The following is a 20,437-nucleotide window of genomic DNA, read 5'->3' as shown; positions in this document are numbered from 1 at the left end:
GCGGCATCCAATCGTCATCGCCCCGCGATCGACCGTATAATTTCCCGCACCCGCTGACCGCCCACGCATTCCGCGCAGCCGCATCGCGCGTGAAAAGGAGACTTTCGCTTGACCGGCCTCATCGCGCGCCTGCCTCGCGCCCGGACCACCCTGATCCTCGCCCTTTCGTTCCTGCTGCTCGCATTCGCCACGAACGCGTCCGCGCAACGCGTGCAGCCGCATCGCACCGCACATGCGCAGCCGCATGCACACACGAAGGCCGTCAAGAAGAAGCCTCATCGCAAGAAAAAGACCGTCAAGCATCGCCGCTCGCGCGTGACGCATCAAGCGGTCAAACGCCACGCGGCACCCGCGCCGCAGCCGCGACGCGCGAAACGCACGACGGTCGTGCGGCCGCGTCCGCCCGCGAAACCGAAGCTGCTCGCCAGTTGCGGCTACACGCCGCGCGCGGTCCGGTCGCTGCATTCACGCGCGGCCTACGTGCTCGACGTCGATTCCGGCACCCCGCTGCTGGCCCGCAATGCGCGCACCGTACGACCGATCGCGTCGATCTCGAAACTGATGACGGCCGTCGTCGCACGCGACGCCGATCGTCCGCTGAACGGCGTGCTGCGTGTGACCGCACACGATCGCGACACGATCAAGTTCACCGGTTCGCGCCTGCAGGTCGGCTCGGCGTTGTCGCGCCGCGAGATGTTCCATATCGCGCTGATGTCGTCGGAGAACCGCGCGGCCGCCGCGCTGAGCCGCGACTATCCGGGCGGGCGCGCCGCATTCGTCAAGGCGATGAACCGCGAAGCGCGCCGGCTCGGCATGCGGCATACGCACTTCCGCGAGCCGACCGGCCTGTCGCCGCACAACGTGTCGACGGCGCAAGATCTCGCGCGGCTCGTCGGCGCGGCCGCGCAGGATCCGCTGATCCGCTATTTCTCGACCGATCTGTCGACCACCGTGCGCCCCGGCGACGGCGAACTCGTGTACGTGAATTCCGATCCGCTCGTGCGCTACAGCCGCCTGCCGATCCGGCTGCAGAAAACCGGCTTCATCAACGAATCGGGGCACGGCGTCGTGATGCGCATGCGCGTGAAAGGCCGTCGCGAAACGGTCGTGCTGCTCGGCGCACCGACGCGTGCCGGCGTATCGAACGACGCAATCCGAATCCATCGCTGGCTGTCCTGTTCGATCCAGTAAGCGCACACGGGCAGCCGGCGCGTTCATGCCACGGGAGCGACGTCATGCAGCACGAATACCGCTTCAACGCGTTCGGCCGGCTGCTCGCCGTGGTGCGCACGGATGGCGGCTGGGCCGTGTTCGATCTCGGCGCCGAAGGCAAGCGGCGCCCGGCCAATCTGCAGATCCCGGCGACGCTCGCCGCCGACGAACTCGGCCAGTACCTCGGCGATCTGCTGCACGAAAACGCGACCCCGCGATACAGCGAAGTCGTACCGGTCGCGCATCGACGCGCGTAGTCGCATCGGAAAGCGCCGGGTAGCGTCGGGTAGCGCCGCCAGCCGGCGCCCAATTCGACAGTTAAACTTGCAAGTTTAACTGTCGTGTTCTATGATTCGCCGCATGAACCCGCCACGCAAACCCGGCGTTTCCGCCGAAACCGTCGCCGCCGACCTGACCCTCGCGGTCGGGCAGCTCATCCGCCGGCTGCGCTCCGAGATCGATTCCGAAGGGCTCGGCATGTCCCAGACGAGCGCGCTCGCGCGGCTCGAACGGCACGGGCCGATGACGACCGCCGATCTCGCGCGCGCCGAGGCGATGAAGCCGCAGTCGATGAAGTCGATCCTCGCGAGCCTCGAGGAAGATGCGCTCGTCGAGCGCGAACCGCATCCGACCGACGGCCGCCAGATCCTGTTCAAACTCACTGCCGCCGGCCTCGCCGCACGACGCAAGCGCAACGCCGCGAAACACAAGTGGCTCGGCGCCGCGATCGAGAAGCTCGACCCGCAAGACATCGACACGCTCGCCGCGGCAATCCCGCTGATCCGCCGCATCGGCGACCAATGAACCGGCCCGCGCGCCACGCAGCATCCGCGCGCACGGCTTTCCTGGCCCTCTCCCCCGGAGTCCCATCATGAGCGTAACCCGTCTCGACACGAACACGGCGCTGGTCGTCATCGACCTGCAGAAAGGCATCGTCGCCCTCCCCACCGCGCACCCGGTCGCACCGGTCATCTCCCGCACCCGCGAACTGCTCGACGCATTCCGCAGCCGCGGCCTGCCGGTCGTGCTGGTCAACGTCGCGGGCGGCGCACCGGGCCGCACCGAGCAACCGCCGCGCACGGCGCAGTTCCCCTCCGACTGGACCGAACTCGTGCCCGAACTGAACCGCCAGCCGAGCGACCACGTCGTGACGAAGCAGACCTGGGGCGCCTTCACCGGCACCGGTCTCGACGCGCATCTGAAGGCAGCCGGCGTCACGCAGATCGTGCTGACCGGCGTCGCGACGAGCATCGGCGTCGAATCGACCGCGCGGCAGGCGCACGAACTCGGCTACAACGTGACGCTCGCCGTCGACGCGATGACCGACCTGAACGCGGACGCGCACGTCAACAGCATCGAGCGGCTGTTCCCGCGCTTGGGCGAGACCGGCGCGACGCAGGACATCGTCGCGCTGCTCGATCGACGCGGCGCGTGAGCGACGAACGCATCCGGCCGGCGCCGAGCCACGCGGGCGGCCGGCTCGATCCGTCGATCTGGAAAGTCAGCGCGGTCGCGACGCTCGGTTCGCTGCTGTCGCAACTCGATGCGACGATCGTCAACGTGTCGCTGTCGAGCCTCGCGACCGACCTGCATGCCAGCCTGTCGACGATCCAGTGGGTGACAAGCGGCTACCTGCTCGCGCTGACGCTGGTGCTGCCGCTGAACGGCTGGCTCGTCGACCGCATCGGTGCGAAGGCGCTCTACCTGTGGTGCTTCTCGGCCTTCACGCTCACGTCGGCGCTGTGCGGGCTCGCGTGGTCCGCGACGTCGCTGATCGCGTTCCGCGTGTTGCAAGGCGTCAGCGGCGGCTTGCTCGCGCCGATGGCGCAGATGATGATCGCGCGCGTCGCCGGCCAGCAGATGGCGCGCGTGATCGGCTACGCGGCGGTACCGGTGCTGCTCGCGCCGATCCTCGGCCCGGTCGTGGCCGGCGCGATCCTGCAGCACACGTCGTGGCGCTGGCTGTTTCTGGTGAACCTGCCCGTCGGCGCGCTCGCACTCGCCCTGGCCGCACGGTTCCTGCCCGGCGACCGGGACGATGCGCCGCGGCGCGAACTCGACTGGATCGGCCTCGCGTTGCTGTCGCCGGGCCTCGTGCTGTTCCTGTACGGCGTCGAGCGGATCGGCTCGACGCTCGGCCTCGCGGCGGTCGCCTGCTCGGCGCTGCTGCTCGTCGCGTTCCTGCGCTTCGAGCGCCGCCGGGGCGAGCATGCGCTGATCGATCTCGCACTGTTCCGCTCGCGCGTGTTCGGCGCGGCAGCCAGCACGCAGTTCCTGTCGAACGGGGCGCTGTATGCAGGCCAGATGCTGATTCCCGTGTTCCTGATCCAGGCATGCGGACGTACCCCGGGCGAAATGGGCTGGCTGCTCGCGCCGCTCGGGCTCGGCATGCTCGTCACCTACCCGTCGATGGGCGCGCTGACGAGCCGGTTCGGCGTACGCCGGCTGGCCGCCGCCGGAGCGTTGCTCGCACTCGTCGCCACGCTGCCGTTCGTGTTCCTCGCGCTGGCCGGCTACGATCCGCTCGTGCTCGTACCGGCGCTGTTTCTGCGCGGCATGGGCCAGAGTGCGATCGGCGCGCCGTCGATCGCCGCCGCGTATGCGTCGGTCGAGCGCCGCAACCTGCCGATGGCGACCACGTCGCTCAATATCGTGCAACGGCTCGGCGGCCCGACGTTCACGACGCTATGCACGCTGTTTCTCGCGTGGCGGCTGCAGGCCGAATCGACGTCGGCCGGCGGCACGCAGGCCGTCGCGTATGCGTGGGCGTTCGGCCTGCTGTGCGCGCTGCATGCGGCGAGCTTCGCGACGGCGCTGCGGCTGCCGTTGCGGTCGGCCGGTGCGGGTGGCGGCGAGCGAGGGGCCCGCGACACACCGGCCGGTTCACGCTGAAGACGGGCCGCGCCGCGTGCGCGGCCTCCCGCTACGGCAGCCGCAGCGCCGCGACGGAGCCGGCCCGCTACCCGCGCAACGGTTTCGCGCGGCTGCGCGCGGTCGCCTAGCGCCGCTGCCCGCTACACCGTGCCCGGCTCCTGCGGCGCGGGCGTCGTGCCCGCCGCCTCGAGCGCCTGATGCAGCGTGGCGAAGATGCACGACGCGCCGATCACCTCGGTGATCCCGTGACGATCCATGTCCGCGCGCAGATAGCGGCTCACGCGCCCGAACAGCACGCCGACGCCGCGCGCATGCAGCGCCCTGACGAGATCGGCCAGGGTCCGTGCGGCCGAATAGTCGACATCGGTGATCGCGCCCGCATCGACGACGAACCAGCGCGGCGGCACGGGCGCCGCATCGACGAGCGCGGTCACTTCGGCAGCGAACAGGTGATCGTTCGCGAAGAACAGGTCGGAGCCGAACCGGTAGACGATCAATCCAGGCGCCGTCATCGCGCCGCGCCGGGTGGGCACCGGCTGCCACCGCCCGTTGCCGGAGACGGGTTCGAGCACCATCGTGTGCGGCTGGTAGCTGTGGCGCACGTGCCGCATCAGCGACAGCGCGACGGCCAGCAGGATGCCCTGCTCGACGCCGACCGTCACGACGGCCGCGGCCGTGATCAGCGCGAGCGTGAATTCGCCGGGGCTTTCCTGGCGGATCGCCGCGAGGCTGCGCACGTTGATTAGCCCGAGCGCGATCGTGAACACGATGCCGGCCAGCACCGCGTGCGGCAGATACTGCAGGTAAGGGCTGAAGAACAGCAGCACGACGGCGACGACGGCAGCGAACGCGAGATGCCCGATCTGGCTGCGCACGCCCGCGCCGTCGGCCATCGCCGTCTGCGTCGGGCTGCCGTTGACGACGAACGCACCGCCGAGCGCCGCCGCCGCGTTCGCGGCCGCGAGCCCGAGGATGTCGGCATTGGTGTCGACATCCTCGCCATACTGCTGCGCGAACACGCGTGCGGCGGCCGCGCTCTGCGCGATGATCATCACGAAGCAGGAAGCGGCGACCGGCACGAGATCGAGGAACTGCTGCCACGTGACGGACGGCCAGCGCAGCGGCGGCAGCCCGCCCGCCACGGGCCCGAGCACCGCGATGCCGTGCGCGGCGAAGCCGAACGCACCGCTCGCGGCGATGCTGCCCGCGACCGCGATCATCGGCATCGGCACGCGCGGCAGGAACCGCTTGCACGCGAGAATCGCGGCGACGACGAGCGCCGCGAGCGCGAGCGTCGGCCGGTGCGCGTGAACCAGGTGCGTGACGACATAGTCGAGTTGCGCGAGGCTGCGCGACGCCGGGTACGGCACGGACAGGCCGAGCATGTCGCCGAGCATCGCGATCGACACCTGCACGCCGACCCCGGCGAGGAAGCCGACCAACACCGTGCGCGACAGGAAATCGGCGAGAAAACCGAGCTTGAAGATCCGCGCGAGCAGCAGCATCGCGGCGGTCAGCAACGCGACCATGCCGGCCAGTGCCGCATAGTCGGCGCTGGCCGGCGGCGCCATCGACGACAGCCGGCTCGCGAAAATCGTCGCGGTTGCCGAATCGGCGGCCACCACGAGATGGCGCGACGCGCCGAAGCACGCGAACGCAACGAGCGGCAGGAACACCGTGTAGAGCCCCGTGACGGCCGGCATGCCGGCGATGCGCGCGTAGCCGAGCACCTGCGGGATGTCCATCGACGCAAGCGAAATGCCCGCGAAGACGTCGCGGATGGCGCCCGCGCGGCGGATCGGGAGGATGCCTTTCAGCAGCCGCACGCGTGGCGGACGGCTTTCGTTGGAATCTTGCATGCGTGAAATGCGTGAGGTCGAAATGACGGGGGTCGCGAACGGGTGCGCGACGATGCCGCGTGTCGCTCACCGTCGCCGGACGGGCCGCCCGCCAGCGCGAGCAGCACACCGACGACGCCTGCGACGTCCGCATGATTGCATGGATCGCCGATCGCGCGCATCGACACGCGAAGGCCTGCCGTCATGGCTTCAGGTGCATCGCGTCCCGGTGTACCCCGCTTCCGGCAACCGGCGCGCGCGCCGGCTTGCGGTGATGCGGATTCGCCCCTCTCCCTCACCTCGATGCAGAGGAGACCTGCACAAAGGTGAGCCGATTCGGGAGCCGATCGACCGGCCTTCACGACACGCGCCCGGAACCCGATGGCACAATCACGGTCCCTTTCATGCGCCCTTCACCGGGCGCGCGCCGCATCGCGGCGCCGATTCAACGCACGAGAAGGCCCCATTCCGCCCCTATGACCCTGAACGAATCCTGGTTGACGCCGCTCGTCGGCATCCTCGTCCTGTTCGCCGCCGCCGGCGCGATCGCCGCTGTCGTCCACTTCCTGCTGTTTCGCGTGGTCGCGCGTCTCGCGCGGCTGTCCGCCACGCGCGTCGACGACGCGCTGTTCGAATTCGGCGCGTTCAAATGGCTGAACCGCATCGTCCCGTTCGTCGTGATCAAGCTCGGGCTCGGCACGGTGCCCGGCATTCCGACCGTGGCCGCGCAGGTCGCCGACAAGGTGCTGTTCGCGCTGATCGTGTTCCTCGTGACGATGACCATCGGCGCGACGCTGTCCGCGCTCGAGCACACGCACCGCACCTCGCAACGCGACCAGCCGCGCCTGTCGCTGAAAGGCGCGATGCAGCTCGTCAAGCTGGTGATGTTCATCACGGCCGCGCTCGTCGTGATCGGCGATGCAACCGGCAAGCAGATCGGCCTGCTGCTGTCCGGCATCGGCGCGATGTCCGCGGTGCTGATGCTGATCTTCAAGGACACGCTGCTCGGCCTCGTCGCCGGCGTGCAGCTGTCGTCGAACGACATGCTGCGGATCGGCGACTGGATCACGATGCCGTCGGCCGGCGCGGACGGCACGGTCATCGACATCACGCTGAACACCGTCAAGGTCGCGAACTTCGATCACACGATCATCACGGTGCCGACGTGGAAGCTGATCACCGAGAGCTATCAGAACTGGCGCGGGATGACCGAAGCGGGCGGCCGCCGCATCAAGCGCGCGCTGTTCGTCGATGCGACGAGCGTGCGTTTTCTCACGAACGACGAGATCGAACGGCTCGAACGCCTGACGCTGCTGAAGGACTATCTCGAGGACAAGGTCGACGCGATCGAGCAATGGAACGGCACGCTCGGCGCGGCCGGCGACTGCCCGGCGAACCGCCGCCAGCTGACGAATCTCGGCACGTTCCGCGCGTACGTCGCGAATTACCTGAAGTGCCATCCGCGCATCCGCCGCGACATGACCTGCATGGCGCGGCAACTGCCGCTCACGGCCGAAGGCATTCCGCTCGAACTGTACTGCTTCACCGATACGACCTCGTGGGTCGACTACGAGACCATCCAGGCCGATCTGTTCGACCACCTGATCGCGGTGCTGCCGGAGTTCGGGCTGCGCGTGTACCAGCATCCGTCGGGCTTCGACATGCGGCAGATGGTCGATGCCGCGCAAGCCGGACTGCAGGCGCCGCGCGCGGCTTGATACCGGCCACGGCGGCCGGCGGCCGGCCGCCGCCTGCCCTGCCGTCGCGCGGCGGCGCTCACCGCGCCGCGCACTCCGACGCGAGCCGCCCCAGCACCTTCAGCGCGTCCTCGATCTGCCGCGACCACGGGTAGCTGTAGTTGAGCCGGATGAAATGCCGGTAATCGGAGCCGGCCGAGAACATGTGTCCGGGCCCGACCGTGATCCGCTGCGCGAGCGCCAGCGTATACAGCTTCATCGCATCGACCTGCGGCGGCAGCTCGACCCACAGCACATACCCGCCCTGCGGCTGCGACAGCCGCGTGCCTTCCGGGAAGAAACGCCGCACCATCGCACTCATCAGGCTCGCCTGCTGCGCATACTGCTTGCGCATGCGCCGCAGGTGAAAATCGTAGCCGTCGTATTTCAGGTACTCGGCGATCGCGAGTTGCTCGATCGCGGGCGTCGCGAGCGTATTCAGGAATTTCAGCTTCTCGACCTGGTCGCGATAACGGCCCGGCATCGCCCAGCCGATCCGGTAGCGCGGCGACAGGCTCTTCGTGAACGACGCGCAATGCAGCACCAGCCCGTCGCGATCGAACGACTTCAGCGCGCTCGGCGCCGTGTCGCCGAAGTGCAGCTCGTGATAGACGTCGCTCTCGATCGCCGGCACGCCGTGCTTCGCGAGCAGTTCGACCAGCGCGCGCTTGCGCGCATCGGGCATCTGGAAGCCGAGCGGGTTCTGGAAATTCGGCATCACCATGCACGCGGCGATGCGCTCGCGCGCGAGGACCCGCTCGAGCGCGTCGAGATCGATGCCGTCGCCCGGGTGCGTCGCGACTTCCAGCGCGCGCATGCCCATCCGCTCGATCGCGTGCAGCATTGCGTAGAACGTCGGCGACTCCACCGCGATCGTGTCGCCCGGCTTCGCGACCGCCTGCAGGCACAGGTTGATCGCCTCGGTCGCGCCGATCGTCATCACGATCTCGCCCGGCTCGACCGCGACCCCGCGCTCCGCATAGCGCCGCGCGATCTGGCGGATCAGCTCCTGATTGCCGGGCGGCAGGTCGTCGATCACGCCCCAGCGCGTGCGCCGCCGCCCGATCGCCTGCGCATAGCGCGCGATGCGCTGCACCGGGAACTGCGACGCGTCGGGATACGGCGAGCCGAGCGGCACCGCGTCGTCGCGCGCGATCGAGCGCAGCGTCGACAGCACGAGCCGGCTCACGTCCACGGCCGACGGCTCGGCGGCCGGCGCGGAGACATGCAGCTCGGCTCCGGCCGGCGCCGCCGCGCGCGCCCGCACGAAGTAGCCCGACTGCGGCCGGCTTTCGATCAGGCCGCGGCTTTCCAGCACGAGGTACGCGCGCAGCACGGTCGTGACGCTGAGCTGCTGCTGCCGGCTCGCCTGCCGCACCGACGGAATCCGCTCGCCGGGCCGGTACACGCCTCGCTCGATCTGCGCCTGGAGATCGTCGGCCAGTTGTTCGTAACGCTTCACGCGCCTCCCTTTCAACTTCCCTTCGGCAACACAGTTGCGATCCGCACCGTATGAATGGCCGAAACTGTACTCTTTTTTGAAGTGAAAAGGTGTACACACAGCGGGACAGGCGCCGCGCGTACTCTGCACGCATCGACCCCGACACCCGCATCATGAAAAAGAAATCCGCCACCGCGCGCATCGAACCGTACACCCACCCGGCCGCCGGCTGGGGCGCGCTGAAAGCCGTCACGATCAACCTGATCAAGGAAAAGGTCGCCGGCGGCAACTACCGCACGCTGCTGCGCCAGAACCAGCCGGACGGCTTCGACTGCCCGGGCTGTGCGTGGCCCGACCGACAGCACGCATCGACGTTCGAATTCTGCGAGAACGGCGTGAAGGCCGTGGCCGCGGAAGCGACGAGCAAGCGCGTGACGCCCGAATTCTTCGCCGCGCACACGGTGACCGAACTGCTCGAACAGTCGGATTTCGAGCTCGAACAGCACGGGCGGCTCACCGACCCGATGGTGTACGACGCGCAGATCGACCGCTACGTGCCGATCGCATGGGACGACGCGTTCGAGCTGATCGCGCGCCACCTGCGCGCGCTGCCGGACCCGAACCAGGCCGCGTTCTACACGTCCGGCCGCGCCAGCAACGAGGCCGCGTTCCTGTACCAGCTGTTCGTGCGGCGGTACGGCACCAACAACTTCCCCGATTGCTCGAACATGTGCCACGAGGCGACGAGCCGCGGGCTGCCGGCGTCGGTCGGCGTCGGCAAGGGCACGGTCACGCTCGACGATTTCGAGCATGCGGACACGTTGCTGATCTTCGGCCAGAACCCCGCGACCAACCATCCGCGGATGATGGGCGAGCTGCGCGAGTGCGCGAAGCGCGGCGCGACGATCGTGTCGATCAACCCGCTGAAGGAGCGCGGCCTCGAACGCTTCGCCGATCCGCAAAGCCCGCTCGAGATGCTGACGATGTCGGGCACGAAGATCGCATCGACGTTCATCCAGCCGACCATCGGCGGCGACTTCGCGCTGATCAAGGGGATGGCCAAGCGCGTGCTCGAACTCGACGACGCCGCGCGCGCCGCCGGTGCGTCACGCGTCATCGACACCGCGTTCATCGGCGAGCACACGGCCGGTTTCGACGCATTCGCCGACGATCTGCGCGCCGAAAGCTGGTCCGCGCTGACGGCCGAAAGCGGCGTGCCGTACGAGCAGATCGACGCGCTCGCGCAACGCTATGCACGCAGCGAACGCGTGATCGCGACGTGGGGCATGGGCATCACGCAGCACAAGCATTCGGTCGCCACCGTGCAGATGCTGACGAACCTGATGCTGATGCGCGGCAACATCGGCCGGCCCGGCGCCGGCCTGTGCCCGGTGCGCGGCCATTCGAACGTGCAGGGCAACCGCACGGTCGGCATCGAGGAAAAGCCGTCGCAGGCATTCCTCGACCGGCTCGGCCACGTGTTCGATTTCGAACCGCCGCGCGATCACGGCTACGACGTCGTCGAGACGATCGAAGGGATGCTCGAAGGCCACGTGAAGGTGCTGATCGGCCTCGGCGGCAACTTCGCGATGGCGACGCCCGACACGCCGCGCACGTGGGAAGGCATGCGGCGCTGCGAACTCTCCGTGCACATCACGACGAAGCTGAACCGCAGCCACCTGATCCACGGCCGCGACGCGCTGATCCTGCCGACGCTCGGCCGCACCGAGATCGACCTGCAGGACAACGTCGCGCAAGGCGTGACGGTCGAGGATTCGATGAGCATGGTCCACGTGTCGTACGGGATGAACAAGCCGGCGTCGCCGAACCTGATGTCGGAACCGGCGATCGTCGCGCACATGGGCCACGCGCTGTTCGGCAGCGGCACGATCGACTGGCTCGCGTACAAGGACGACTACGCGAAGATCCGCGACGCGATCGAGGCCACGCTCGACGGCTTCCACGACTACAACGCGCGCATCGCACGGCCCGGCGGCTTCCACCTACGCGTCGCGTCGCGCGACCGCGAATGGCTCACGCCGACGGGCAAGGCCAACTTCATCGCGCACGCACTGCCGACCGACACGCCGATCCAGCGCGCCCGCGCGCTGCACGGCGCCCGGCTGATGACGCTGATGACGACGCGCTCGCACGATCAGTACAACACGACCGTCTACGGGCTCGACGACCGCTATCGCGGCGTGTTCGGCCAGCGCCGCGTGGTGTTCGTCAACCGCGACGATCTCGCGATGCTCGGCCTGCAGGCCGGCGAATGGGTCGACATGGAAACCGTGTGGCACGACGGCATCGAGCGGCGCGCGGACGGCTTCCTGCTGGTCGAATACGACATCCCGCGCGGCTGCATCGGCGCGTACTACCCGGAAACCAACCCGCTCGTGCCGCTCGACAGCGTCGGCGACGTGTGCAACACGCCGACCTCGAAGTCGATTCCCGTGTTGCTGCATCGCGCGGCCGCGCCGGCATCGACCGCCGCCTGACGGAGCCCGACGATGATCGTTCGGCCGCGCGAGCACTGGCTGCGGATGCTGCTCGTCTGGAACGGCTCGGTGCTGCCGACCATCCTGCCGCAGCTCGTCCTGACGCTCGCGATCAGCCTCGTCGCGGTGTGGGGCGGCGGCCGCGTGCTCGGCGAAAAGGTGCCGTTGAACCCGACGCCGTTCACGCTGATCGGCCTGACGCTCGCCATCTTCGCGGGGTTTCGCAACAACGCCAGCTACGAACGCTATCGCGAAGGCCGGCAGCTGTGGGGCGGCGTGCTGACCGCCACGCGCACGCTGGTGTCGCAGGCGCTCTGCTACGGCGCGGTCGACCGTGACGACGCATCGCGCCGCGCGTTCGTCCGCACGGTCGTCGCGTTCGTCTACACGCTAAAGCATCAACTGCGCGGCACCGATCCCGCCGCGGACCTGCGCGCGCGGCTCGACGGCGCCACCCTTGCGCGCGTCGCCGCTTCCCGGTATCGCCCGGTCGTCATCGTGCACGCGCTTCGCGAAGCGTTCGCCGCGCGCGCCGATGCCGGCCGTCTCGCCGACACGCGCCTGTGGATGCTCGATGCGCGCCTCGACGATCTCGTCGCGATGGTGAGCGGCTGCGAGCGCATCGCATCGACGCCGATTCCGTTTTCATACGACGTGCTGCTGCACCGGACCATCTATGCGTATTGCGTGTTGTTGCCGTTCGGCCTCGTCGATTCGATCGGCGCGGCGACACCTTTTGTAACAGTTTTCGTGGCCTATACGCTGATCGCGCTCGACGCGATCGCGCATGCGATCGCCGAACCGTTCGGCAACGGGCCGAACCATCTCGCACTCGATGCGATGACGCGGCAGATCGAGCGCACGCTGCTCGAACTGAACCGCGAACCGCTGCCGGCCGAGGTGACGCCCGGCCCGTCCTACCGCCTCACCTGACCGGCCATCCCCGCTCAATCGCGGCGGCCGCGCAGGAAATCGCGATGCTCGGCGGCCGCATCCGCGATCCGTCGCAGCAGGACCACGCCGTTCAGCAACGCATGCGCGTCGTCGCCGGCGCGCGCGGCCACGCGTCGCCGCAACAGGCCGGCCGCGGCGTCGCAGGTCTGCTCGAGCCGCGCGAAATCCGCCCGTGCGACGCGCCCGCGCACCGCCGCCGCCGCGCGACGCACGGCCGGTTCGCGCGCGGCCAGTTCGGCGAGCGACAGCAAGCTGTCGCCGAGTCCCCAGATCGCGAGCAGGTCGCGCATGTCGCGCTCGATCAATGTCCGCGGCAGGCCGCCCGCGAAACCGAGCTCGCGCGCGAGACGATCGGCCGTGCGGCTCAGCCACGCACTCGCGGACCACGCCCGCGGATCGCGCGCGATCCCCGCCAGATCGCGGCGCACCGCGCGATGCAGGCGTCGCCGGCTCGTGCCCGGATCGCCGGGGAACACCAGCGCGAATACCAACGCGCCGAACGCGATGCCGAGCAGCGTCGCGAGCGCGCTATTCAGGAACGCGGCATCGCCGATGCGGGTCGTGTTGTCCGGCGACGTGAAATTCCAGAAGAAGATCGAGAACGCGCTGCCCATCGCGGCCGTGCGCGGATGGCGCATCGCGAGGCCGGTGCCGATCAGGAACACGCCGAGGATGTACGCGAGCATCTCGAAGCCCGACACCGCCGGCAGCAGGATGAAGTTGCAGACGGCACCCGCGACCGCCGCGCATGCCGTGCCTTTCATGAAACCGACGATCGCACGCACCGAATTCGGGCGTGTGGAGAACAGGGCGCTCACCACGGCCGTGATCGCGACGAATCCGCCGCCCGCCGGCCACGCGGTGAAGACCCAGATCGCCGACGCGGCCAGCACCGCGATGAACGCGCGGATGCCGTTGTGACACGCGAGCACCGGATCGCGGTGGAACGCGTAGCGCACGCGTGCAGGCGGCGGCACCGGCCGGTCGAGCAATGCCTGGCTCGCGAATGCGCGGTCGAACCCGCCGAGCAACGCCGACAGCCGGTCGAGCGTGAGCAGGCGCGACGTGTCCGGGGCGGCGGGCGCGACGGCCTCGGCGCGCAGCGCGTCGTCCACGCGTGCGCGCAGCGCGGCCATCCGGTGCCCCGCGTCGCCCGATGCAGCGATCCCTTCGAGCACGTGCGCGACCTCGTCGACCAGCGGCTCCGGCGCATCGTGCGCGCGCGCCGCGTGCTCCCGGATCGCCTGCCCTGCCGCCTGCGCAGCCAGCACGCCGAGCGCCGCCGCGCGCAAATGGCCGATCGCGTTGCGCACCGGCGGTGCGCCGGCCGCCGCATATTCTGCCGCGGTATCGAGTTCGAGCGCATCCGCGAACAGGCGGTGCACGGCCGCGCCGTTCGGCTCGCGGCGCAGCGCGCTCGCGCCGACCGCCACCGCACGGTCGAGATAGCGCGCGAGCCGCATCCGGACCTCCTTCAGCGGCGCGCCCGGCGCGAAGACCGTTTCGAACAGCGCGCCGCACAGGATGCCGACCACCACGTACAGGAACCGCGCGACCGCGATGTCGAACGCATGCAGCGGCGCCGATACCGCGTCCATCGCGATGATCGCGGCCGTATAACCGGCGAGCACCGCCGCATACGCGCGAAAATTCCGCTGGAACGTCGCGATACCCGCGCACAGGCCGATCCAGGCGGCGAGCGCGGGCAGGAACAATTGGGGCGTCTGCGCGAACGCGCCGGTCAGCGCGAGCGCGACGGCCGCACCGATCGCGGTACCGAGAATCCGGTACTGACTCTTCGACAGCCCCATCCCGCGGCTGCCCTGCGCGACGATCCATACGGTCGAGGCAGCCCACATCGGATCGTCGAGATTCATCCGGAACGCGATATAGAGCGCCAGCAGCGACGCGGCGGTATTGCGGAGTGCGAATGCAAGCGCGCCGGGCGGCAACGTCGGGCATGCGTCGCGCAGCGCGGCCCGGACGGCCGCGAGCGGCGGCATGCTGGGGAATGCGAATTTCATCCGGCGAGCATACGGTCGCGTGCCGGCCGCCACTACGGGGCAGCGGCGGGATGCGTTATTGCGCCGGGCGGGATAATCGGCTCGACCCGCGGCGATCCGGCCCGCGACGGTAAGATGCGCGCATGCCGACCACTGAAACGAATCGCATGGACCTCGAGAGCATCCGGATATTCTTGCGTGTGGTGGAACGCGGCAGCTTCACTGCCGCCGCCACGCAAATCGACATGCCGCTCAGCCGCGTGAGCCGCAAGATCAGGCAGCTCGAGGACGACCTCGGCGTCCAGTTGCTGTACCGCACGACGCGTCGCGTGTCCGTCACCGAAGCCGGGCGCGACTACTACGAACGTTGCCTGCGCGCCGAGGAGATTCTGCTCGACGCGGACCGTCAGGTGCGCGCGCTGCGCACGGAACCCGAAGGCACGCTGCGCGTGCTGGTGCCTTACGCGATCGGCCTGTTCGAACTGGAACCGGCGCTCGCCGAGTTTCGCCGGCGCTACCCGCTGGTCCAGCTCGTGCTGATCTACGACAACAGCGCGCTCGACCTCGTCGAACACGGCTTCGACGTCGCGCTGCGCACCGGCGTGCTGACCGATTCCGGCTATGTCGCGCGCTCGCTCGGCTGGTCGCACGCGAAGTTCGCGGCCAGCCCGCGCTATCTCGACCGCGCGGGCCGGCCGCACACGCCGCAGGATCTCGCCGATCACGACATCCTGTTTGTCGGCCGCGACACGCCCGGCCTGACGTTGCGCCTCACCAACGCGGCCGGCGACGTCGCCGACGTGCCGGTGCGGCCCGTGCTGATCTCGAACGAATCGGTCACGGTGCTGCGCCAGGCCGCGAGCGGCGGCGGCATCGCGCTGATTTCGACCCACTTCACCACACGGCGGCTCGAGAGCAACGAACTCGAAATCGTGCTGCCCGACTGGCATCGCACCGACGACGTCGAGCTGCACGCGCTCTACCCGAAGCGCGCGACGCTCGACAGCAAGGTACGCGCATTCGTCGAGTTCCTGACGGAAATCTTCACTGCGTGGCGGACCGCGCCCTAGCCAATGTAAACACCGCCGCACGACCTGCAATCGATGCACGTCGGCTGCATTGTTGCGGCGCAGGAAAGGAATTAATGAGCGCGCAAGCGTTGATCGCCGTTCGCCGCATCGTTAGCCTGTGGCGATGAAAAACCACCACACACGCTACGGCAGCCACGCGAACGCTGCCCGCCGACGCGTCACGCGCGTCGCGCCCTCCTGACCGGCCTGCCTGCTTGCCGAAGCCCGTCACGGCTTCGCCGATCCGATTGAACGCCTGAACCGCACGCGGCGCGCGAGCGGCCGCTCGTTTGCGGCGCCGCCCACGCGCGGTGCGTGTCCGTCCGCTTCGCGGCTCGCCCGCGCAGGCGTCGCGCGCGTGCGCGCGGCCGCCGGCGCTTGCGCCCCGCACGCCCCCTTCATCACGCAGGAACACCATGTCATCTCCGTCACCCCAGGCGCCGCTGTCGGGCGGCAAGCTCGCGATCGGCACGATCGCGGTATCGCTCGCCATGTTCATGAACGTGCTCGATTCGTCGATCGCGAACGTCGCGATCCCGACGATCTCGGGCGACCTCGGCGTGTCGGTCGACGAAGGCACGTGGGTGATCACGATCTTCGCGGCGGCGAACGCGGTGTCGATTCCGCTGACCGGCTGGCTCACGCAACGCTTCGGCCAGGTACGCCTGTTCGTCACGGCGATCCTGCTGTTCGTGTTCGCGTCGTGGCTGTGCGGGATCGCACCGAACCTGCCGACGCTGCTGGCCGCGCGGATTCTGCAGGGGGCGGTCGCGGGGCCGCTCGCGCCGCTGTCGCAGGCGCTGCTGCTCGGCGCGTGGCCGCGGCAGAAGTCGTCGACGGCGCTCGCGCTGTGGTCGATGACGGCGCTCGTCGGGCCGATCGCCGGGCCGTCGCTCGGCGGCTGGATCACGTACGACTACAACTGGTCGTGGATCTTCTACATCAACATTCCGGTCGGCTTCTTCGCGGCGGCCGTCACGTGGTTCGTGTTCCGCGATCGCGAATCGGCCACGCGCCGCCTGCCGATCGATACGGTCGGCCTGCTTCTGCTCGTGCTGTGGGTCGCGTCGCTGCAGATCATGCTCGACAAGGGCAAGGATCTCGACTGGTTCAACTCGCCCGTGGTCGTTGCACTGGGCATCGTCGCGCTGATCGGTTTCGCGTTCTTTCTCGTGTGGGAGCTGCACGAGGCCAACCCGATCGTCGACCTGCGGCTCTTCACGCAGCGCAACTTCGCGGGCGGCACGATCGCGATCTCCGTCGCGTACGGGATGTTCTTCGGCACGCTCGTGCTGCTGCCGCAATGGATGCAGGGCTATCTCGGCTACCGCGCGGTCGATTCGGGGCTCGCCACCGCACCGCTCGGGCTGTTCGCGATCCTGCTCACGCCGATCATGGGCCGCCTGCTGCCGCGCACCGATCCGCGCTATCTCGCGACGCTCGCATTCGTGGGCTTCGCGGTCGTGTTCATGATGCGCACGACGTTCTACACCGACGTGTCGCGCTGGGATCTCGTACTGCCGACGCTGCTGCAAGGCATTCCGATGGCGATGTTCTTCGTGCCGCTGACGGCGATCATCCTGTCGGGCTTGCCGCCGGAAAAGATTCCGGCCGCGGCCGGCCTGTCGAATTTCGGCCGCACGTTCTGCGGCGCGGTGGGGACGTCGCTGATCGGCAATGCGTGGAACGACCGCACGATCCTGCACCACGTGCGGCTCACCGAACAGGCGAGCGTCACCAATCCGGTCTTCACGCAGCAGCTCGACACGAGCCGTTCGCTGCTGCACCTGAGCCCCGATTCGGCGCTCGCGTTCTTCAATGCGTCGGTCGATTCGCAGGCGGCCGTGATGGGCTTGAACGACATCTTCTACGTGTCGGCGATCGTCTTCATCGCGATCATCCCGCTCATCTGGATCACGAAACCGTCGCGCTCGGGCGGCGGCGATGCCGATGCGGCGGCGGCCGGCGCGCATTGATCCGGACCCGCTGCGGCGCGCGCCCCGCGCCGCGGCAGGCGTAATAAAGACTTGCAATCGATACAGGCGGAAACGTCAACAGACGGTGCCCGTATCGCGTTTTTTCCTCAAGCGCCCACGATCCGGACGCGCAACGACAGGAGAAACCACCATGCGAGCCCTTACCCGCCACATCGCGATTGCCGCCGCTCTGATGTCGGTGCTGACCGGCACCGCGTTCGCCGACACGCCGTGGCAGAACGCGCATCCGCGCCGCGAAGAGGTCAACCAGCGTCTCGCCAACCAGAATCGCCGCATCCATCACGAAGTGAAGGAAGGCGAGATGTCGCACGCGCAGGCCGCCCGCCTGCATCGTGACGACCGCAAGATCCGCCAGGAAGAGCGGGACATGGCTGCGCAGGATCACAGCCACATCACGAAGAGCGAAAAGCACGTGCTGAACCAGCAGGAAAATGCGGTCAGCAACAAGATCGGCCAATAACACCGACAACACCGGCAAGCGCCCATTCGCCACGAGCTGAACGCCCGCTGCCGCGATGCGGCAGCGGGTGCTTGTTGTATCGAATCGTTTCAACGCGCCAACGGCGTCAAGTGCTGCGGGTATACTCCGTCGTCAGCCGCCTGCTGCATCGTCGTCCGTCAAAAACGGCCCGATTCCGGGCGGTTTCGTCGCGAAGCTTCGCGTTTCGCCCCTCCGCGCCCCAGCCTCGATACGAGACACCCGACGACCGACCATGAAACGATTCCTGCTGCTCCTTCCCGCCGCCCTGCTCGCCGCCTGCGGTTCCGCTCCGTCGTCCGACTCGGCCGGCTCGGGCACGGCGCCGATGATCTACGTGTCGTCGCAACGTCCGGCCTACGCGATCGCGAACTGCCTCGACAGCCGCCTGTCGGGCACCGAACAATCGCAGCACAACGGCGTGACCGACCTCGCCGTCGGCTCGAATTCGTACTTCGTCACGCTGACGCCGTCGGGCAACGGCTCGGTGATCAAGGTCGTGCGCGGCTCGGGCAACGAGCCGGCCGAGGAAGCGATGCGCTTCGCGGTCGCGCGCTGCGCGATCTGACACCCTCCCGCGCCGGGCGTCCGCCCGGCCCGTCGCCACGCGCCAACCGGCGCGCCTGCCGAATATTTTCATCCGGGTGCCCGTCGATGAGAGAATCGCACCACGATTCCTTTTCAGTGGAGCCCGCATGAAGCACCTGCTGTCCCGGCTGTTCGTCAGCGCCGCGCTCGTCGCGCTTGTTCCGGCGCTGCCGGCGCAGGCGGCCACGCCGCCCGGCATCTTCGTCGTCGCCACGCAACTCGGCGAATTCACGACCCTCGACCCGAGCGGAATCTACGAGCTGGTGCCGTCCGAATACGTCGCGAACACCTACGAACGGCTGGTGCGCGTCGACCTGAAGGACCCGACGCGCTTCGACGGACAGATCGCGCAATCGTGGACGGTCGGCGCCGACGGCGTGACCTACACGTTCAAGCTCCGCCCGGGCCTCACCTTCCATTCCGGCAACCCGGTCACCGCCGACGACGTCGCGTGGTCGCTGCAGCGCACCATCCTGCTCGACAAGGGGCCGGCCGGCGTGCTCGCCGATCTCGGCCTGACGAAGGCGAACGTGACGCAGAAGGTGCGCGTGATCGATCCGCAAACCGTCGTGCTCGAAACCGACCGCAAGTACGCGCCGAGCTTCGTGCTCAACGTGCTGAGCGCGTGCCCGGCCTCGGTCTTCGACAAGAAGCTGCTGCTGTCGCACCAGCAAGGCAACGATTTCGGCAGCGGCTGGCTGCGCACCAACGACGCGGGCTCAGGCCCGTACCAGCTCGTCAAGTGGACGCCGAACGAAACCATCGTGCTGCAGCGCTTCGACAAATACCGCACGCCGTACCCGATGAAGCGCGTCGTGCTGCGCCACGTGCCCGAAGCGTCCGCGCAACGGCTGCTGCTGGAGAACGGCGACGCCGACGCCGCGCGCAACCTGAGCCCCGACAGCCTCGCCGCGCTGTCGAAGGCCGGCAAGATCAAGGTCGCGTCGTGGCCGGTGTCGGCGCTCCTGTACCTGAGCCTGAACACGAAGAACCCGAACCTCGCGAAGCCCGAGGTTCAGCAGGCGATGAAATGGCTCGTCGATTACGACGGCATCCAGCGCAACATCGTCAGCACGACCTACAAGGTGCATCAGACCTTCCTGCCCGAAGGCTTCCTCGGCACGCTGAACACGAACCCGTACAAGCTCGACGTCGCGAAGGCGAAGGCGCTGCTCGCGAAGGCCGGCCTGCCGAACGGTTTCGACGCGACGATGGACATGCCGAACGACTATCCGTACCTCGAGATCGCCCAGGCGCTGCAGGCGAACCTCGCGCAGGGCGGCATCCGCGTGAAGCTGATCCCCGGCGACGCGAAGCAGGCGATCGGCAAGTACCGCGCGCGCCAGCACGACATCTTCATCGGCGAATGGTCGCCCGACTACATGGACCCGAACAGCAACGCGCGCGGTTTCGCGTGGAATCCGGACAACTCGGACCAGTCGCCGACCAAGATGCTCGCGTGGCGAAACAGCTGGAACATTCCGCAACTGACGAAGGACACCGAGGCCGCGCTCGTCGAGCCGTCGCCCGCGAAGCGCGCGCAGCGTTACGAAGCGCTGCAGAAGGCCGTGCTCGCGAACTCGCCGTTCATCATCATGTTCGAGAAAGTCGTGCAGGTCGCCACGCGCCCCGGCGCGACCGGACCGGAAATCGGTCCGATCAACGACCTCGTGTCGTACCGGACGCTCGCGAAATAATCGCGGCTGCGCGAAGCGCCGGACATGCAGCAGCAAGGGCCGGCCCGCACC

16 protein-coding genes are annotated in these 20,437 nt (G+C 68.5%); 13 read left to right on the top strand and 3 right to left on the bottom strand.

Translation table 11 applies throughout. The features are described from left to right. Window positions 1-108: 108 nt before the first annotated feature. The 5 genes from C4B30_RS02965 to C4B30_RS02945 all read left to right on the top strand — a co-directional run bounded on the left by C4B30_RS02965 (window position 109) and on the right by C4B30_RS02945 (window position 4,104). A complete protein-coding gene (locus tag C4B30_RS02965) occupies window positions 109-1,191 on the top strand; it encodes a serine hydrolase (RefSeq protein ID WP_105131674.1) in 1,083 nt (360 codons plus the stop codon). A gap of 44 nt (window positions 1,192-1,235) precedes the next feature. Continuing rightward, window positions 1,236-1,469 carry a DUF7661 family protein gene (locus C4B30_RS02960; protein ID WP_105131673.1) on the top strand — a complete coding sequence of 78 codons (234 nt, stop codon included), beginning with the start codon at window positions 1,236-1,238 and terminating at the stop codon, window positions 1,467-1,469. Window positions 1,470-1,560: 91 nt separating this feature from the next. Next, the gene (locus C4B30_RS02955) at window positions 1,561-2,016 is read left to right on the top strand and encodes a MarR family winged helix-turn-helix transcriptional regulator (protein ID WP_027780853.1); all 456 of its coding nucleotides are present in this window, start codon (window positions 1,561-1,563) and stop codon (window positions 2,014-2,016) included. Window positions 2,017-2,083: 67 nt separating this feature from the next. Then, window positions 2,084-2,647 (top strand): cysteine hydrolase family protein, encoded by a 564-nt coding sequence (locus C4B30_RS02950; protein WP_105131672.1) that lies wholly within the window; start codon window positions 2,084-2,086, stop codon window positions 2,645-2,647. Beyond that, entirely contained in the window at window positions 2,644-4,104 is a 1,461-nt protein-coding gene (locus C4B30_RS02945) for a DHA2 family efflux MFS transporter permease subunit (protein ID WP_105131671.1), read from the top strand. The genes C4B30_RS02950 and C4B30_RS02945 overlap by 4 nt, the downstream gene beginning before the upstream one ends. Before the next feature lie 122 nt (window positions 4,105-4,226). Here C4B30_RS02945 and C4B30_RS02940 read toward each other — a convergent pair whose 3' ends face one another. Next, window positions 4,227-5,945: a SulP family inorganic anion transporter gene (locus C4B30_RS02940; protein WP_105131670.1), complete on the bottom strand. Its 1,719-nt coding sequence runs from the start codon at window positions 5,943-5,945 to the stop codon at window positions 4,227-4,229. A 455-nt stretch (window positions 5,946-6,400) separates the two neighbouring features. On the opposite strand from C4B30_RS02940, the gene C4B30_RS02935 reads away from it, so the two are divergent. Next, window positions 6,401-7,642, top strand: coding sequence for a mechanosensitive ion channel family protein (locus tag C4B30_RS02935; RefSeq protein ID WP_027780857.1), 1,242 nt, complete (start codon window positions 6,401-6,403; stop codon window positions 7,640-7,642). 58 nt (window positions 7,643-7,700) lie between these two features. On the opposite strand, the gene C4B30_RS02930 is transcribed toward C4B30_RS02935, so the two are convergent. Continuing rightward, window positions 7,701-9,122, bottom strand: coding sequence for an aminotransferase-like domain-containing protein (locus tag C4B30_RS02930; protein WP_089501891.1), 1,422 nt, complete (start codon window positions 9,120-9,122; stop codon window positions 7,701-7,703). A gap of 152 nt (window positions 9,123-9,274) precedes the next feature. On the opposite strand from C4B30_RS02930, the gene C4B30_RS02920 reads away from it, so the two are divergent. Both C4B30_RS02920 and C4B30_RS02915 read left to right on the top strand, forming a co-directional pair. After that, complete coding sequence (locus tag C4B30_RS02920) at window positions 9,275-11,599, top strand: FdhF/YdeP family oxidoreductase (RefSeq protein WP_105131669.1); 2,325 nt, start codon at window positions 9,275-9,277, stop codon at window positions 11,597-11,599. A gap of 12 nt (window positions 11,600-11,611) precedes the next feature. Beyond that, window positions 11,612-12,532 carry a bestrophin family protein gene (locus C4B30_RS02915; protein ID WP_105131668.1) on the top strand — a complete coding sequence of 307 codons (921 nt, stop codon included), beginning with the start codon at window positions 11,612-11,614 and terminating at the stop codon, window positions 12,530-12,532. A gap of 14 nt (window positions 12,533-12,546) precedes the next feature. Here the strand turns inward: C4B30_RS02915 and C4B30_RS02910 are convergent, their stop codons facing one another. Then, on the bottom strand, window positions 12,547-14,577 hold the full coding sequence (locus C4B30_RS02910) for an FUSC family protein (RefSeq protein ID WP_105131783.1): 2,031 nt from the start codon (window positions 14,575-14,577) through the stop codon (window positions 12,547-12,549). Between the two features lie 146 nt (window positions 14,578-14,723). Between C4B30_RS02910 and C4B30_RS02905 the strand changes: the two genes are divergently transcribed. From C4B30_RS02905 to C4B30_RS02885, 5 genes are all read left to right on the top strand, one after another. Continuing rightward, window positions 14,724-15,626, top strand: a complete 903-nt coding sequence (locus tag C4B30_RS02905; RefSeq protein WP_027780862.1) for a LysR family transcriptional regulator — start codon at window positions 14,724-14,726, stop codon at window positions 15,624-15,626. A gap of 416 nt (window positions 15,627-16,042) precedes the next feature. Continuing rightward, window positions 16,043-17,602 carry a DHA2 family efflux MFS transporter permease subunit gene (locus C4B30_RS02900; RefSeq protein ID WP_105131667.1) on the top strand — a complete coding sequence of 520 codons (1,560 nt, stop codon included), beginning with the start codon at window positions 16,043-16,045 and terminating at the stop codon, window positions 17,600-17,602. 151 nt (window positions 17,603-17,753) lie between these two features. Continuing rightward, on the top strand, window positions 17,754-18,083 hold the full coding sequence (locus C4B30_RS02895; RefSeq protein ID WP_027780864.1) for a hypothetical protein: 330 nt from the start codon (window positions 17,754-17,756) through the stop codon (window positions 18,081-18,083). 253 nt (window positions 18,084-18,336) lie between these two features. After that, complete coding sequence (locus C4B30_RS02890; protein WP_105131666.1) at window positions 18,337-18,669, top strand: sugar ABC transporter ATPase; 333 nt, start codon at window positions 18,337-18,339, stop codon at window positions 18,667-18,669. Between the two features lie 127 nt (window positions 18,670-18,796). Further along, entirely contained in the window at window positions 18,797-20,386 is a 1,590-nt protein-coding gene (locus tag C4B30_RS02885; protein WP_105131665.1) for an ABC transporter substrate-binding protein, read from the top strand. Window positions 20,387-20,437 lie beyond the last annotated feature (51 nt).

Source organism: Burkholderia sp. BE12 (assembly GCF_002959955.1).
Classification (GTDB): domain Bacteria; phylum Pseudomonadota; class Gammaproteobacteria; order Burkholderiales; family Burkholderiaceae; genus Burkholderia.
The sequence above is the reverse complement of the archived record's forward strand: the minus strand, read 5'-3'. Positions and strand labels throughout refer to the sequence as shown.